Below are 17,895 nucleotides of genomic sequence, written 5' to 3'. Positions count from 1 at the left end.
GCCGACGGGACCGCTCTCGCGTGCGGGCTGAAGTCGTCATTTTCACCGCCGACCGTACGACATGACCGGTTCGACGTCCCTGGCCCTGTCCCTGTCCCCGTCCCCGTCCCCGGATGTCACGGGCGCCGCTGTCTCACGGCGCAGCCCTGTCTCGATCGCGTCGATGATCGCGGGGCGCAACTGCGCCGCGCTGATGATCCTGTCGACGGAGCCGACCTCGACGGCCCGCTGGATGGTGTGGATGCCGTCGAACTCGGCGGCGACCTCGCTGAGCTTCTCCGCCCGGACGGCCTCGGTGATCCCGGCCAGTTCCTCGTCGAGCGCGGCGCGGTCGGCCGCCACCGCCCCGGCCGCCTTCGCGCGCAGGCCGGCGACGCGCTGGTCGGCCGCGGTGCGCTTGCCGACCTCGCCGGAGAAGACGACCGCGGCGGCGGGGGCGCCCCCGAGGACGGAGGCGTACGAGCCCTCGACGGCGAGGATCGTCATGTCCGGGTTGAGCGCCTTGGAGAACACCGCGAAGGTGCCGCCGTGGCAGCGGGAGACGACGCAGAACACGATCGGGCCCTCGAAGTTGACGACCGCCCGGCCGATCTCGGCGCCGTACTCCAGCTGAAGCCTGCGCATCGACTCCGGGGAGCCGTCGAACCCGGACATGTTCGCCAGGACCACGAGCGGCCGGTTGCCGGAAGCGGCGTTGATCGCCCGCGCCGTCTTCTTCGACGACATGGGGAACAGCGTGCCGGCGGTGTAGGTGTCCGGGCCGTCGGCGGGCGGGAAGCCCCGCCTGGGCACGGCGTGGGACTCGACGCCGAGCAGGCAGACCGGGCGTCCCCCGATGTGGGCGTCCTGGACCACGGAGGTCTCGGCGTCGGCCATGCCCGCCCACCGCTCCAGGACGGGGTGGTCCTGGTCGGCGACGGCCCGCATCACGGTGCGGATGTCGAAGGGCTTCTTGCGGTCCGGGTTGGACGCGTCGGAGAAGATCTCCCCGACGGTGGCGAAGTCGCTGCCGTCCGCCGGGTGCGGGTAGCCGCGGATGTCCCGCTCGGCCGGGTCGGTCGTCGGAGCCGGGCGCGGCGCCTTCTCGCCGGGCGCGATGTAGGCGTGGTCGTAGTGGGTCATGAGGAGCGCGGCCGCGGCGGTGAGGTCCGGGGCCCAGTACTGGGCCTGGCCGTTGGGGCCCATGATCCGGTCGTGTCCGCCGATGCCGAAGTTGTCCTCGGCGGACACACCGCCGGAGAAGTCGAGGGACTGCTTGCCGGTGAGGACCATCGCCGAGTCCGGGGTCATGACCAGGACGCCCTTGGTGTGCATGAGCATCGTCGCCTCGGCGTTCCAGTACGGCTGGCCGCCGACGGTGATCCCGGCGATGACGATGTTGATCTCGCCGCCGGCCTGGGTGAACTCGACGACCCGTTTGAGGGCGGCGGCGACCCAGTCCATGTTCTCCGAGCCCGACGTCATGGAGATCTGCGCCCCGGCGGAGATGGCGATCCACTCGATCGGGACCCGCAGCTCCTCGGCCAGGTCGAGGGCGGCGATGACGCGGGCGCACTCGGGCTCGGACAGGGCACCGAGGGACTTCGTCGGATCGCCGAGCAGCACCACGCGGGTGATGCCCTCCGGGTACACGGCGGTGGGCGTGCTGACGACGCCGACGACGATGCCCGCGGTGTTCCCGCCCTTCGGCCGGTCCACCGGGACCAGGCACCTGCGCCCGGCGCCGGGCCCGACGGCGCTGCCGGGCGCGCCCGGTTCGAGGTCGTACTCGGTGAAGACGCCCCTGTCCCCGGCGAGCAGGCCGGTGAGCTCGTAGGGGTAGACGGCGCCGCGGCGGGCCGCGGACAGGACCTTGCGCCGGTAGTCGTCCAGTGGCGGGACGACGTCGGTCGGCGGCGTTCCGGCGTGCAGCACCGGGGCGCCCTGGGTGTCGCCGGTGATCCGGAGGGACATCTCCGCCGGTTCCCCGGTCGCCCGGCGCTGCCGGACGACGAGCTCGACCTCCTCCAGGCCGGCGCCCGACACGGACGGGCGGAGCCGGCGGACGAGGCGGCCCAGTTCCGGCGCGCTGACGTCGCTGGGAGGCCACACGTACATCAGGATCCGGTTGGTCCCGGTGCCCCCGGCGCCGGGCTGCCGTGACCGGGCGGTGCGGAGCGCGTCGAGGCAGGCGGCGAGGGTGTTCTCCACCTCGGGCAGGGCAAGGAGCCGGCCCCCGGCGTCGCGCTGCGGGGTCAGCTTGCGGACCTGGCCCATCGCGATCAGCCGCTCGTCCCCGGCATCGGTCTTCGCGACGGCCCGGAGCAGGTACAGGTCCTCGTCCGTGCAGGGCAGCCGGGTGAGGCCGAACTCGCGGAAGCGGCCGAGCCGCAGGCGCTCGGCGAGCCGCGGGTGCAGGCCGCGGACCTGCCGGTCCTCGGCCGGACGGTCGTCGCCGGGCCGGAAGGTGAAGTGCTGGGACAGGACGCCGGCCGCGGTGGCGGCGACCGTGACGGTGATCCGGACGACCCCGGGGGGCGCCGGACGCGCCGCGACGGCGCCGGCGACCGCCTCGGCGAGTTCGTCGGCGGCTGTCCTGCCGGGCCAGGCGAGATGGATGTCGGCGGCCAGGCCGCCGCCGGGCGTCCGGCCGGCCAGGGCGCCGATGGCCGCGACCGCGTCGGACAGGCCGGCGAGGTCCGCGGTGGTGGCCGCGACGCGGGTCACGGCTCCGACGGGGGTGCCGACGTGCTCCGCGGTGACGAAGCGGTGCCCGGCAGCGTCGGCGACGGTGACGTTCGCCAGGCGGTCGTCGCCGTAGCGACGGCGGGTCAGGACCTCGACGAGCGGCGCGTGGTCCAGGCCGGGCCGGCCGACGGATGCCAGGCGCGCGGAGCGGGTGAGCCGCTGCCCGAGCAGCCGGACGAGGGGCTCGGGGGCGTCGGCCATCGCCCGGATGCGGTCGGCCCGGTCGGCCGCGTCCGGGTGCGCGTCGAGGTGGCGCAGGTCCGCGCGGACGGCGGCGTACACGCGGGCCCGGTCGCGGAGCAGCGATGGCAGGGTGAACCAGCGGAACACGGCGCCGCGGGCGAGATCGGAGACGGCGGAGAACTGGTCCCGGGCCGCTTCGACGAGCCGGTCCAGGGCCTGGCCCGCCCGCGCGCGGACGGGTCCGGCGGGCGGTGCGTCCGCCTGCCACCGCCGCAGCACCTCGCAGACGGTCCCGGCGCTGTCGGCCAGCCGCTGCTGCGCCAGGTAGATCCGGAAGACCGCCGTCTCGAGCTCCGGAGTCCGGTCCGGCCCCGTGACGCCGTAGTGGGCCAGGACCCGGTGCAGCACGGCCCGGACCGCCTCGGGGAGCCCGGCGCGGTCGGTGTCGAGGCTGCGCAGGTAGACGTGGAAGTGCTCGCGCGGGCTGTGCACGGCGCTCGCGGGGCCCGTCGCGGCCGGGTCCGCATCCGCCTGACCGGCATGCCGGACCGGCCTGCTCCGGCTCAGCTCCGCCAGGTCGGCGAAGACGGTGAGCAGGTCCAGTTCCGCGGCAAGGAGCTCGTCGCCAGGATCGGCGCGGGCGTCCAGGTACCGAGCGAGCAGGGCCTTACGGTCGTCGGCGTCGCCGTCGAACCCGAGCAGCAGGCCGCGCAGGTCCCGCAGGCACGCGCCGGCCGGATCCTCGGCCGGCTCCTCGTCGGCCCGCGCGGGCAGGCCGACGGCCTGCTCCCGCACGGTCGGCGCGGTGGCGGCGGAGCCGTCGCCGGGCGCACCGTCCCCGTCGGGCAGCGGCTCCAGGCGCAGCAGCGGCGCGCCGGTCTCGACCTGGGTGCCGACCGGGGCCGCGCACTCGCGGACCAGGGCACGGAACGGGGCCCGCAGCACCGTCTCCATCTTCATCGACTCCAGCACCAGGACCGGGGCCCCTTCGGCGACCTCGTCCCCGGCGGCGACCGGGGTCGCGACCACCAGGGCCGGGGCGGGAGAACGGACCACGCCGCCCTCGTCACGGCTGACCCGGTGCGCGACGCCGTCGACCTCGACCAGGTGCACGGGTCCGTGCACGGAGGTCGTCAGCCGGAACCGCTGCCCGTTGACCGTGAGCGCCCCGCTGTAGCCGTCGAACCGCTCGAACACGGCGTCGGCCACGGCGAGGTCGCCGCCGGCCCGGATCTCGACCCGGAACCGGTCCGGGCCGCGACGCGCGACCCGCACCCGGTAGGAGACGTCGCGGAGCTTGTAGTCGACGGCCTGCCCGGGGTTGTGGCGGACGTGCGGCCGCCCACCGCGGGCGGTGGCCAGCAGCGCCCGCCGGCCGGCCGCCTCCTCGTCCTCGTAGGCCCCGACGGCCGCGGCGACGAGGGCGATGCCGGAGTGCTCGCGGGCGGCCAGCCGGCCCTGCGCGCGGACCCGGTCGATCCAGCCGGTGTCGGCCCAGCCGGCCCCGGGGCTGCCGTCGGTCACCTCGGGCTGGTCCAGCAGGTCGAGGACGAAGGTCTTGTTGGTGGCACCGCCCTCGATGACGACGCTGGTCTCGGCCATGGCGCGCCGCAGCCGGGCCAGGGCCTCGTCCCGGTCGCGGCCGTAGGCGATGACCTTCGCGATCATCGAGTCGAAGTCCGCGGGGATCGTGTCGCCCTCGCTGACACCGGTGTCGACGCGTATCCCCGGCCCGGCCGGCAGGACCAGGCGGACGATGCGGCCGGGCGCGGGCGCGAAGTCGCGGTCCGCGTCCTCGGCGTTCAGCCGAGCCTCGACGGCGTGCCCGGACTCGGCCGGCCGGTCCCCGACGAGGCGCCCGCCGGAGGCCACGTGCAGCTGCATCCGCACCAGGTCGACGCCGGTGGTCAGTTCGGTGACGGGATGCTCGACCTGCAGGCGGGTGTTCACCTCCAGGAACGCGAACTGCTTGTCGTCCGGGTGGTAGAGGAACTCCACGGTCGCGGCACCCCGGTAGCCGACCGAGAGGGCGAGCCGCTCCGCGGCCGCCTTCAGGTCCGTGACCTGCGGCGCGGACAGCAACGGGGAGGCGGACTCCTCGATGACCTTCTGGTTGCGGCGCTGCACCGAGCAGTCCCGCACGCCCAGGGCCCAGGCCGTGCCCCGGCCGTCCGCGATGACCTGGACCTCGACGTGCCGCGCACCGGTCACGAGCCGCTCCAGGAAGACCGTGCCGTTTCCGAACGCCCGCAGCGCCTCGGAGCTGGTCCGCTCCCACGCCGCGGTGAGGTCGGCGGCCGAGGCGACGACCCGGATGCCGCGCCCGCCGCCGCCGGCGGTCGCCTTCAGCATCAGCGGGTAACCGATGCGCGCTGCCGCCCGGTGCGCCTCCTCCAGGGTGGCGACCGGGCCGCGGCTCCACGGGGCGACCGGCAGGCCGACGCGCTCGGCGATCAGCTTCGCGCCGATCTTGTCGCCCAGGTTCCGCATCGCCTCGGCGGACGGGCCGACGAACGTGACCCCGGCCTTCTCGCACAGCTCCGCGAACGCCGGGTCCTCCGCGACGAAGCCCCAGCCCGGCCACGCCGCGTCCGCGCCCGACTCCGCCAGAGCCCGCTCCAGCACCGCCAGGTCGAGATAGGGGCGGTCCGCGGCCGCGCCGAGGAAGACCCTGTGGTCGGCCTCCCGGACGAACGAGGCCCCGCGGTCCGCGTCGGTGTACAGCGCGACCGTCTCGGTGGTACTTCCGGTCTGTGCGGACAGGTCGCGGACCGCGTGGATCAGCCGCATCGCGGCCTCCCCGCGATTGACGATGGCAATACGCCTGAACACCGGCCAGGCCTCCTTACGGGTATGCGTGGGGCGCCGGGAAATGTTCTTCGCCGGCGAAATGAGAGAAAGAAGGGAGGGACGAGAAACAGGAGAGAGAGGAGGGGGAAAAGAAGGGGAAATTACCGGCGGCGCTCGAAGACGCCGAACTTCCACTCGATGTTGTAGCCGAGACCGGTTCCGGCCGGCCCCTTCGAGAGTTCCGGGAAGACACATTCGCGCATGATGAAGCGGATGACTTCCTCCCGGGCCGCCCGGTCGGTGATCTCGGAGAGGTATTCCGCCTGGTTCGACGGGACAAGGGCGGTCGCCAGGTTCTCCTCGGCCAGCAACTCGAAAGTCTGGCCGAACGACGTACCGGTCATGAAGGGTTCGAGAGCCTCGACAACGCCTTCGACGGACTGCGGCGTGGGCAGGATCCGGCGATCCGCACGCTTCTGGGCGTCCGCTCTGCCGGCGGAACGCGCGCGGGCGACGGCCTCGCGCAGCGGCTCGTGGCAATCGGCCGGGTCGGCCGCGTCCAGCGCCTCCAGCCAGTACTTCCTGAGCAACCGGTTGGGATCGTGGAAAAGGATGGAGTTCCCGGTGGCGGGTCCGAGGTCGGGCGCGTTGAAGACCAGTTTTCCGCCGGGCGCCAGCACGTCCGCGATCGACCCGGCCGCGTGCCGCATGGGGCCTTCACGGAGCAGGTGGAACACCATGTTGGCCATGACCACGTCGACGTGGTCGCCGCCCATGACGTCGAGAAGACCGCGGAATTCACCGCCCTCTCCCCGCAGGGAATGGAACCTGACCCACGGGACGTCCTTCAGGAGTTCGTAGCCCTGGGCGAACCATCCGGTCGGCAGGTCGACCAGGTGGAGCTGGAAGCCGATGCCGCGACCGGCGAGACGTTCGGGCAGGTCCTGCGCGATGCAGACCTTGGCGAGTTCGATCGACGCCAGGCCCGTGCCCGCCCCGTAGTCCAGCACCCGGATGACGTCGTCTGCGCGAGCCCGCTCGGCGCGCGCGTTGATCGCGGCCATGACCTCGCGGACCACGACCCCGGTCGCGCCGGCCGACCACCTGCGGGGCTGGGACAAGTCGCCGTCGAAGTAGAGCAGTTCGTGCAGGCCGCGGCCGTCGTCCAGGTCGGAACCCGGTGCCGGGCACCAGTCGCCCGCCCGCCTGGCCGTCGCGGTCCCCTGTTCCGTGCCCGTCCCCGCCCGGATCACCTCCAGGGGATTGGGCTGCGCGCACACGAAGCGGTTGACCGAGACCGCGACGAAGGGCCGCGTCGCCGGGTGGCGGCGTTCGAGGTGACTGCTCGCGGTCAGGCCGGCCCGCCGGCAGCAGGTCATGAACGTCGAGTACTCGACCGGATACCGGTGCGTCAGGCCGCGGTACGCGTCGAAGGCGGCCGCGTGCAGCGTGCCGAGGTGCCGGGACGCGACGTGCGTGGGCACGGTGTGCGCCTCGACGAGGACCATGCCGTGCTTGCCGATGTACGGCTTCCAGCGCTCCAGGTGGGCGACGAGGTCCGCCTCGACCGAGGCGGCGGACAGGGGCGTGCCGTCGGGCGCCACGTACGCGCCGGACGCCGTGGCGGGGACCTCGGACGGCGGTCCGCCGCGCAAGCCCGGGCCGTGGTCGGCGAACGCGCGGATGTGCAGGCCGTCCTCGATCGACAGGCCGTGCTCGGCCAGCCGGTCCCGCAGTTCCCCGGGCGCCGCCACGTCGCCCAGGAGCAGCAGCGGGTCGGGTACCCCGGCGGCCCGAAGCTTCCGCCGCGCCGCGTCGAGAGCGACCTGGTCGGTGTCGATTCCGACGTACCGGACGCCGTCCCCGAGCAGGGCGTGCAGGTGGACGAGCCAACTGCCGTCACCGCACCCCATGTCGGCGATGAACGCCGGCGGCCGGCCGTACGCGAACATCTCCCGGAAGATCGGGTCCGCGTCGGCGAAGTACCGTCGCCGGGCCGCCGAGCCGGTCTGCACCCGGAGCGCGCGCTCGCGGTGCCAGGCGTCGTCGCCGGGACTCACCACGAGTTCGCCGCGAAGCAGTTCCTCCAGGCGGGCCAGCAGGGGGAGGTACGAGGCCGCCAGGCCGAAGTGGTCCTCGAACTCCCGCAGGGCCCGGCCCTGCGGGGTCCACCGGCCCTCGGCGTCGGCAAGGCCGAGCAGGGCCAGGAAGCGCCCCGCGTCCGCCGGGAGCCGGTCGCCGTCCTCGCCGGCCTCGCCGGCCCGCAGGGACAGCATGACCGGTACCAGCAGCGCGCCTGCCAGACAGGCCCCGACGAACTCGTCCCGCCCGGTGTCCGCGTGCCATTCCTCGAAGCGTCCGACCCCGGCCGAGAAGGCGGCCGAGGTCTCGTCGTCCCACGGGGTCCGCCGCACGTCGGAGCCGTCGGCGAACCGGGCGAGGAGCCGGCCCGCCTCCACGAGGGAAGCGCGGTGGCGCAGCGCCGCCCGCCCGGACGACGTCCAGGTCGCCGGCCCGGCGTCGCCGCCGAACCAGCCGACGCCCGCGAGGCAGCGCCGTACGACTGCCAGGTAGCCGGTCCCGGGAAGGCCGCACCCCGGGCCGGGGCCGGCGTCCAGGAGGCCGAGCGAGTCGAGGGCGCGGATGACCGAGGAGACGACCACGCCGTCCTGGTAGAGGAATTGGCGGCGGCGCGCGTCGGCCCGGTGAGCTGCCGGCACCTCACTGCCGGTCGATGGGCGCGTGCTGGATATCGTCGTCCCAGAAAGCACTGAGGACCCCCCGTGGTCAGCTGATGAGGCGAGCCTGATAGCCGCATTGAGTCTGCTGCTTGGTGCGTGGGCGGGAAGGGGCCGCCAGGGGCCCTGCCCGTTCCCGGACCCGTCGTCCGAGGCCGGCGAGGTCCTGTCAGACCCTGGCGTTCGCCGCGGCCTTGGCCGCCTCGCGGACCTGCGCGGAGAAGTCGTCGCGGTGCGACGCCTCCCAGGCCTGCGAGTCGCGCAGGCTCTGCACCGAGCCGGTGAAGCGGGGCGCGACCTCGGAGGCGAACAGCTCGAAACTCTCCATGGTCTGGCGGCGGTTGGCCCAGTTCTGCACGGTCAGCAGCAGGCTGCCGAGGCCGCCGCTCTGCTCGACCAGGTGCTCGATCGCCTCGATCGCGTCCTGCGGGGAACCGATGATGGCGGTGCGCGTCTCCACCATGTGCTCCACCTCGCGGCCCTCCGGCAGGTCGCCGACGGCGCCGAGGGTGCCCTTGACGTAGCCGCGGAACCAGCTCGCGGCGCCCTCGCGCACCTGCCGGTACGCCTCCTCGCGGGTCTCCGCGACATGGGTGCAGATGGCCACGCGCCACTTGCCGCGGTCCACCGTCGTGCCGTTCTTCGCGGCCTCGTCCTCGGCGGCCTCCCACAGTTTGCCGAGCGGCGGGGCCTCGCGGCCGGCCAGTCCGGCGAAGGTCAGCGGGTTGATGCCGTACTTGCCGGCCAGCCGCATGCTGCGCTCGGTGCCCACGCCCGCGGCCATCATCTCGAAGCAGGGCTTGGTGTACGGCCGCAGCTGGAGCCGGGCCTCGCGCAGCTCGAACCAGTCGGTCTTGCGGGTCACCGGCTCGGTGCTGGTGAGCAGCTGGTGGATCGCGTCCAGCGACTCGGCCATCATCCGCCGCTGGTCGCCGGCGGAGATGCCCATCATGTACGCGTCCGAGGGGTGCACCCCTGCGCCCATGCCGAACATGATCCGGCCGCGGGTCTGGTGGTCGAGCTGGACCATCCGGTCGGCCGCGGTGAGCGGGTGGTGGTAGGGCAGGCTGACGACGCCGGTGCCCAGCATGATGCGCCGGGTGCGCTCGGCGGCGGCGGCCAGGAACAGCTCCGGCGAGGCGATGGTGGACCAGCCTCCGGAGTGGTGCTCGCCGACCCAGGCCTCGTCGAAGCCCAGTTCGTCGGCGCGGGTGATCAGCTCCAGGTCGTGCTGGAAGTTCGCGGTCGGGTCCTGGCCGAGCTTGTGGAAGGGAGGGAGAAACGCTCCGAATCGCATGCTTGGGTGTCCTCTCGGATTTCTTCTCGGATTGCGTGCGCCAGTTCGGTCAGGAGTGCAGGGCTCGACGGATCGCGTCCGCGACGACGTCCACGGCGGGCGGCGCGACGACGGAGTAGTGGTTGCCGGGGACGGCCTCGACGCTGGTGACGTCCGCGCCGAGGAGTTCCGTCCAGGCCGCTGCCGTCTTCTCGTCGGCGCCGCCGTCCGCAGCGCGCAGCAGCAGGGTGCGGACCCCGGACGGGGCCGGGCGGTGGGCCTCCAGGAGGCGTGAGTTGGCCATGAAGCGCTCGACGATCCGCTGGAAGGCCTCGGCGCCGATGTCCGCGGGCAGCACGCCGCCGCTCACCAGGGACTCGCGCAGGGACTCGACGCGGTCGGCATCGGACACCGCCCCGTCGTCGTCCGCCGCGGGGGACGGGATCCGGTCGAGGCCCGAGAGTCCGGCCAGGTCGCGGGCGAGCCAGTCGAGCAGCTCGCCGGTGCCGAGCGGTCCGCCGGCGGCCGGGCCCGGCTGTTCGAGCAGGTCCACCGCGACGACCAGTTCCGCCGTGCGGCCCGACTCGGCCATCAGCCGGGACATCTCGATGGCGACCACGCCGCCCATCGACCAGCCGCCGAGCACCCAGGGGCCGTCCGGCCGCACCGCGAGGACTTCCTGGACGTAGTGGGCGGCCAGTTCGGTCAGCGTCGGCGCGTCCGGGCCGTCCGGGGTCTGGAGCGCGTAGAACGGGCGGTCGCCGTCGACCCGCGCGGCCAGTTCCGCGTAGCAGAGCACGTCGCCGCCGACCGGGTGCACGAAGAACAGCGGCGGCAGCGCGCCTTGGGTACGCACCGGCACCAGGGCCTCACGGCGGGCCGTGCCGCCGGCGTCGGTCAGCGCCTCGGCCAGCTGGGCGATGGTGGGCCGGGCGAACAGCAGGGAGACGGGCAGCACGCGCTCCCACTCGGCCTCGATGCGGGCCATCAGCCGCACCGCGGTGAGCGAGTCGCCGCCCAGGGCGAAGAAGCCGGCGTCCGCGGTGACCAGCGCCGGGTCGAAGAACTCGGCCCAGATCGCGGCCAGCCGGGTCTCGGTCTCCCCTTCGGGCGCCCGGCCTGCGGCGTCGCCGAGGGCCAGGGACGGGTCGGGCAGCGCGCCGCGGTTCACCTTGCCGTTGGCCGTGAGCGGCAGCTCGTCGAGCAGCACGAACTGCCTCGGGACCATGTACTCCGGCAGCACGGCGCGCAGCGCCGACTCCAGCCTGCCGGTGTCCGGGTCGGCGCCGGGCCGGTGGACCACGTAGGCGACCAGACGCTTGGGGCCCTGCCGGGAGCCGAGCGCCTGCACCACGGCCGCGCGCACGCCGTCGCAGTGCGAGATCGCCGCTTCGATCTCGCCGAGTTCGATGCGGTAGCCCTGCACCTTGACCTGGTTGTCCTCGCGGCCGAGGAACTCGATCACGCCGTCGGGCCGGTAGCGGCCCAGGTCGCCGGTGCGGTAGAGCCGCTCACCGGTGGCCGGGTGCCGGACGAACGCGGCGCGCGTCTTCTCCCCGTCGGCGTGGTAACCGCGGGCCAGGCCCTCGCCGCCGATGTAGAGCTGACCGGGCACCCAGGCCGGGCGCGGGCGCAGCTGCTCGTCGAGCACGTGGAACTGCTGATTGCGCATCGGCGTTCCGTACGGAACGCTCGTCCACTGCGGGTCGACGCTCTCGATCGGGTACCAGATCGACCAGATCGCCGCCTCGGTCGCGCCGCCCAGGCTCCATGTCGCCGCGCCGGGCAGCACCCGCCGGATCAGCTCCGGCAGGGTCACCGGGATCCAGTCGCCGCTCATCATCACGACGCGGACCCCGTCCGCCGGCCGCGCGGTCGGCGAGGCGAGGTGCTGGGCGAACAGCTCCATCAGGGCCGGGACGCTGTTCCAGATCGTCACGCCGTGTTCGCGGACGAGTTCGGCCCACCGGGACGGTTCGTGCGCGGCGTCCGGCTCGGGCAGCACGATCGCGCCGCCGGCCGAGAGCATGCCGAACACGTCGTAGACGGACAGGTCGAAGTTGAACGCGGACAGGGCCAGCACGCGGTCCCGGTCGGTGACGGCGAATCGGTCGTTGACGTCCGCGACGGTGTTGCCGGCCGCCCGGTGTTCGATCATCACCCCCTTGGGGGTTCCGGTGCTGCCGGAGGTGAAGATGACGTACGCCAGGTCTCCCGGGTCCGCCGCGGACGGCGGGGGCGGCGCGTCGGAGAGCGCGGCGAGCGTCTCGTCGTCGATCACGAGCCGTGCCACGCCTTCGGGCCAGGACTCGCCGGCCGACCCGCCGGGCTGGGTGAGCGCCAGGGTGATGCCGGAGGTCTCGCAGAGCCTGCGGAGCCGTTCGGCCGGGACCGAGGCGTCGATCGGTACGTAGGCGGCGCCCGCCTTGAGGATGCCGAGGGCGCCGGCGACCTGCTCCCAGCCCTTGTGCATCACCACGCCGATCAGCTGCTCGGAGGTGGTGCCGCGGTCGAGCAGCCAGTTCCCGATCCGGTTCGAGAGGGTGTCGAGTTCACCGTAGGTGAGGCTGCGGCCGGGCGTGATCACGGCGACCCGGTCGGGCCGTTCGGCGGCGTTGGCGAGGAACCCGGCGTGCAGCAGCCCCTCGGGCCGGGGGCCGGTGGTGGCGTTGACCCGGTGGCGCGCGGCGAGGTCCTGCCGGCCCAGGAGGGGTGCGGTCGGACCGTGCCAGGCCGCGGGCGAGGCGGCCAGCTCGTCGAGGAGGCCTACGTAGGCGGCGTGCATCGCGTCGATCAGGCCGGCCGGGAAGAGCTCTTCCACCACGTCCCAGTTGACGATCAGCTCCCCGTCGTCCTCGATCACCTGGTGGTCGAGCCATACCTGCGGAGTGCGGATGGCGCTGGAGACCTCGTGTCCGCTGTCGCCGAGCGAGAGCAGGTGCTGGACCAGGCCGACTCCCGCGGCGCGCGTGTCGCGGGCGGCGAAGTTCACCGTGCTGGCGAACACGACCGGCACGGACGCGCGCACCGACTCGCCGCGCTGCTGGTTCATCTCGCGCAGCACCCGGACACCGCTCACCCGGCTGTGCCCGAGGTCCTGCCACAGCTGCTGCTGCACCTTGACGGCGCGGTCGGCGAACGGCGTGCCGCCGCCCGCGTGCACCTCCAGCAGAATCGTCGAGCTGAAGTTGCCGACGATCGAGTCCACCTGCGGGTGCAGCGGCATCCGGTTGAAGAAGAGCACGTTCAGGGTGAAGTCGGGGTTCGTGCTCCACTGCGCGATCACCTCGGTGTACGCGGCGCAGACGGCCGCGGACGCGGTGACCCCGGCCGCCTTCGCGTGCTCCCGGAACGCCGTCCAGGCCTCGCGGCCGAGCCGGTGCGAGCGGTGCACGAAGTGCGGCCGGCGCACGGTGGCGGGGTCGCGGGCCAGCGGCAGTTCGGGCGCGGGCGGCATGTCGGCGACCCGGTCGCGCCAGTATGCGAGGGAGGCCTCGTACTCGGGGCCCTGTTCCAGTTCCTTCACGGCGGTGACGTAGTCGCGGAAGGTGATCTCCGCGGGCTCGCCCAGGTCCTCGCCGTTGACGGACTGTGCCCACTCGCGGAACACCGTCGACGCGCCCCAGGCGTCGCTGATCAGCGCCTCGTGCGCGACGTGCAGACGGATGCGCCCCGTGCCGAGGACGGTGGCGCGGACGTCGAACAGCGGCCACACGGCCGGGTCGAAGACCTGGTCGCGCATCTCGTCGTGGACCGCGGTCAGCTCCCGGTCGCGCGCCTCGGCCGGGAGCCCGGACACGTCGTAGGTGCGGATCTCGTACCGCGGCACCTCGGGCAGCACCCGCTGGGTGCTGTCACCGTTCATCACCGCCCTGAGCATGTCGTGGCGGTCGATCAGGTCGTTGAGCCTGTCGGTCAGGAGGCCGAGGTCGGCGCCTTCGAGGTCGACCTCGGTGAAGAAGTAGGTCGAGACGTTGCCGAGTTCGAAGGCGTCCGTGCGGCCCATCATGTAGGCCTGCTGGAGGTCGGTGAGCGGGAAGGGTTCGAACCGCGCGGCCGGGTCGGGCACGATCCGCGGCGGCTCGTCCGCCCCGGCTTCGGGGCTCGTCTCCGCGCCCCGGGCGGCGTCCTGGACGGCTTCGGCGCCGGCCGGCTCGCCGAGCGCGTCGAGGACCAGCCCGGTCAGGCCGTTGATGTCGCTGCCCTCGATGAAGGCGACCAGCGGCAGCGAGACGGACAGCTGGCGGGTCAGCTGGTCGTTGGCCTGCAGCGCCATCAGCGAGTCGAGCCCCAGGGCGGGCAGCGGCTCGTCGAGGGCGAGGTCCTCGGCGCTCGCTCCGAGGACGCCCGCGATGGTTCCGGCGACCACCTTCAGGGTCTCGGCCGGGCGCTCGTCCGACGGCAGGGCGAGGATGCGGGCGCGTGCCGCACCGCTCGCTCCGGCCGGCCTGGCGGACGGCGCCGCGCCGGGGCGCGCCGCATTCGTCCTCGCGCCGGTCTGCTGCCGCGTGACCGCGTCCTTGTCGGCGCGCTTCATGTACACGCCGTCGGCCGACACCACCGGGTTGCCCTCGGCGTCCCGCACGTCGAGCGTCGCGGTGAGGACGTCCCCGGCGTAGCCGGACCGGGTCACGGTGGCACGGCAGTAGAGCGCGCCGCCGTCGTGGCCGTGGAAGGTGAGGCGGTCGATGCCGAGGAGCATGTACGCCTCGTCCGGCGCGCCGCCTTCGGGCATGCAGCTGATCAGCATCTGCAGCAGCGAGTCGGTCACGCCCGGGTGCAGCAGATACGGGTCGGCCTCGCCCGCCGCGGCCGGCCTGAGCCGGGCTACGGCCTCGCCGGGCCGGTGCCAGAGGTGGTCGATCCAGCGGGCCGCCCCGCCCAGGTAGATCTGGCGCTGCCAGAGCCGGGTGTAGTGCTCCTCGCCGGTGGTCTGCTGGGCGAACTCGGCGGCCAGCCGCGCCTCGTCGACGGCCTCGGAGGCGGTACCGGGCGTGCCGGGGCCGACGCGTCCCTGGGCGTGCAGCACCCAGGGGGCGGAGTCTCCGGCGCCCTCCGGGCGGGCGAAGAAGCGGTAGGAGTGGCGTGTCCCGTCGAGGGGTTCGAGCGCGAGCTGTCCGGCACACACCTCGTCGGCGATGAGGCTCCGGGGAACCGAGTAGTCCTCGACGGCGATCGGCCCGGTGACGCCTTCGCGCCGCGCGGCCGACATGGCCAGGTCGAGGTAGACACCGGCGTTGACCACCGGCAGCCCGTCCATGACGCAGTCGCGCAGGACCGCGTGGGCCGCGGGGTCGATCCGCGCGTCGTAGAGCCGGCTGTCCAGGGCGCACGGGACGGAGGCGCCGAGCAGGGCACCGCCCGCGCCGCCCGCCGAGGCCCCCGTCGGGGCCGGGGAGGCCGGGGCCGCCGCCGCGGCCCCGGTGCGCGTGCTCGGGGTGTACCAGTGCCGGTCGGCCCGGAACGGGTACGTGGGTACGGCGATCTTGCGCCGGCCCCGCCCCGCGTCGACCTTCTCCCAGTCGACCGGAACGCCGCGGGTGTGCAGCGCGGCCAGGCTGTTGAGCATCACCCGGTTGTCGTCCTGCCGCTGCCGCAGCGAGGGCAGGAAGAGGAAGTCGGGGCCGGAGTCGGACTGCGGGGCGAACCGCGAGGCCATCCCGCAGAGCACGGGGCTCGGCCCGACCTCGACGAAGACGGTGCAGCCGGAGTCGAACACGGCCTGCATCCCGCGCAGGAAGTCCACCGGGGCCAGCGCGTGGCGGCGCCAGTACCCGGCGCCGATACAGCCGTCTCCGTTGAGGGATTTACCGGTGACGTTCGAGAACAACGGGATCTGCGGAGTCCGGTACACGATCTTCTCGGCCTCGGCCTCGAACGCGTCGAGCATCGGTTCCATGAGCGGCGAGTGGAAGGCCTTGGCGGTGTTGACCGGCCGTGAGCTGACGCCCGCCTCGGCGAGGACCGGCAGGAAGCGTTCCATCGCTTCCGGCGCGCCGGCCACCACGATGCTCTGCGGGCCGTTGACGGCGCTGAGCGAGAGCCCCGGCCCGGCCTGCGCGAGCAGTTCGCGCACCCGCTGGTCGTCGGCGAACACGTTGAGCATCGCGCCCTCGGGGGTCAGCTCCTGCATGAGCCGGCCGCGGTGGGCGGCGAGCAGGGCGCCCTCGGTCCAGTCCATCGCCCCGGCCACACAGGCCGCGGCGAGTTCGCCGATGCTGTGGCCGAGCAGGGCGGCCGGCTCGACGCCCCAGGAGCGCCACAGCCGGGCGACGGCGTACTCGACGACGAACAGGGCCGGCTGGGTGAAGCGGGTCTCGTCGATGAGCCCGGTGTCGAGCGAGCCGTCGAGCAGCAGCGGCAGCAGGCGGCGGCCGAGCACCGGCTCAAGGAACTCGTCGGCCTGGTCGAACAGTTCGCGCACCAGCGGCTCGGTGCGGTAGAGCGTGGCGGCCATCGGCGCGTACTGCGAGCCCTGGCCGGTGAACAGGAAGGCGACGCGGGGCCGGCCGGAGGCGCTCACCCGGCCCGTGTGCACGTACGGCGACGCGTCCTCGTCCGGCTCGACCACCTCGGCGAGCCGTTCGCCCAGTGCCTCGGCGGTCGGGCCGACCACGGTGGCCCGGTGGGGCAGCACGGCGCGGCCCGCGGTCGAGGTGTGGCACAGGTCGGCCAGCTCGCCCTCGTCCACGGCCGCCAGCCGGTCCTGGTAGGCGCGCACCAGCTCGCCGAGGGCCGCGGGGCTCTTCGCGGACAGGGTCAGGACGTGGTCCTTGCGCGGCTCGGGCACGTCCGCGCTCGCTTCCGGCGCCGGCGGCTGGCCGACGACCACGTGCGCGTTGGTGCCGCTGACGCCGAACGCGCTGACGCCGGCGACGCGGGTGCCGGTCCCGGCGGGGAAGGCGGTCGGCTCGACCGGGATGCGCAGGTGCAGCTGGTCCAGGTCGACCGCGGGGTTGACGGTGTCCAGGTTCAGGTGCGGCGGCACGGTGCCGTGCCGCACGGCCATCAGGGCCTTGATGAGGCCCACGACGCCGGCCGCGGCCTCCAGGTGGCCGAAGTTGGTCTTGGCGGAACCGACCAGCGGCGGCTCCGCGCCGGCTGGCGTGCCGAGGGCGGCGCGCAGCGCCCGCAGTTCGATCGGGTCGCCGAGCGGGGTGCCGGTGCCGTGCGCCTCGATGTAGCCGACGCGGCTGCCGTCGACCCGGGCCGCGCGCAGCGCCGCCCGTATCACGTCGGTCTGGGCCGCCGGGTTGGGCACGGTGATGCCGCTGCTGCGGCCGTCCTGGTTGACGGCGGAGCCGAGGATCAGCCCCTCGATGCGGTCGTGGTCCGCGAGCGCGTCGGACAGCCGCTTGAGCACCACCACGCCGCAGCCCTCGCCGCGGCCGTAGCCGTCGGCGGAGGCGTCGAAGGTCTTGCACCGGCCGTCCCCGGCGAGCATCCCGGCCTGGGTCATCAGCAGGAACCACTCGGGGCTCAGCAGGACGTTGACGCCGCCGGCCAGGGCCATCGAGGTCTCGCCGGAGCGCAGGCTCTGGCAGGCCAGGTGCACCGAGACCAGCGAGGAGGAGCAGGCGGTGTCCACGGAGAGGCTCGGGCCGCTCAGGCCGAGCCAGTAGGAGAGCCGGCCGGCCGCGAACGTGGCGGCGTTGCTGGTGGTGCAGTACATCTCCAGCTCGTCCGGGACGACGTGCTGCATCTGGTTCTGGGTGTAGTCGTACGTGGTGACGCCCAGGTAGACGCCGGTGGGGCTGCCGGACAGGCGGTCCGGCGCCTGGCCCGCGTGCTCCAGGGCCTCCCAGGCCACTTCGAGGAACATCCGCTGCTGCGGGTCGAGTGCGGCGGCCTCGCGCGGGGAGATGCCGAAGAACCCGGCGTCGAAGCGGTCGACCTCGTCGAGGAAGCCGCCGCCCTGCACGCCGCCCCACCGCTGCGGGTCCCAGCGGTCCGAGGGGACCGGCCCGGTCCCGCTCCGGCCACGGAGCAGGAAATCCCAGTACTGCTCCGGGCTCCGCACTCCGCCGGGCAGCCGGCAGCCCATGCCGATCACCGCGATGGGCTCGGTCTTCGCCTGCTCGGCGGCGTCGAGGCGTTCCCGCAGCTTGCGGATCTGCACCAGGCTCCGGGCCAGCACCTCGCGGGCCTGGCTGGACTGAGCTGTGTCGATGGTCATAGCCC

At 73.7% G+C, this 17,895-nt stretch carries 4 protein-coding genes; all 4 read right to left on the bottom strand.

The genetic code is table 11. The features are described 5' to 3' along the window. Positions 1-42: 42 nt before the first annotated feature. Positions 43-5,742 (bottom strand): carboxyl transferase domain-containing protein, encoded by a 5,700-nt coding sequence (locus ACFZB3_RS36525; RefSeq protein ID WP_391383568.1) that lies wholly within the window; start codon positions 5,740-5,742, stop codon positions 43-45. 119 nt (positions 5,743-5,861) lie between these two features. After that, positions 5,862-8,420 (bottom strand): methyltransferase domain-containing protein, encoded by a 2,559-nt coding sequence (locus ACFZB3_RS36520; RefSeq protein WP_391383561.1) that lies wholly within the window; start codon positions 8,418-8,420, stop codon positions 5,862-5,864. Between the two features lie 187 nt (positions 8,421-8,607). Next, complete coding sequence (locus tag ACFZB3_RS36515; RefSeq protein ID WP_391383557.1) at positions 8,608-9,735, bottom strand: LLM class flavin-dependent oxidoreductase; 1,128 nt, start codon at positions 9,733-9,735, stop codon at positions 8,608-8,610. A 49-nt stretch (positions 9,736-9,784) separates the two neighbouring features. Next, positions 9,785-17,890, bottom strand: coding sequence for an amino acid adenylation domain-containing protein (locus ACFZB3_RS36510; RefSeq protein ID WP_391383553.1), 8,106 nt, complete (start codon positions 17,888-17,890; stop codon positions 9,785-9,787). Positions 17,891-17,895: the final 5 nt, after the last annotated feature.

This window comes from Streptomyces sp. NPDC008092 (assembly GCF_042957285.1).
Classification (GTDB): domain Bacteria; phylum Actinomycetota; class Actinomycetes; order Streptomycetales; family Streptomycetaceae; genus Streptomyces.
Note: the sequence above shows the minus strand (reverse complement) of the source record. Positions and strands in the feature narration are given on the sequence as shown.

Excerpts from the sequence above, each read along its gene's own strand:
- ACFZB3_RS36515 (WP_391383557.1), bottom strand. The coding sequence starts at position 9,735 with ATGCGATTCGGAGCGTTTCTCCCTCCCTTCCACAAGCTCGGCCAGGAC.
- ACFZB3_RS36510 (WP_391383553.1), bottom strand. The coding sequence starts at position 17,890 with ATGACCATCGACACAGCTCAGTCCAGCCAGGCCCGCGAGGTGCTGGCC.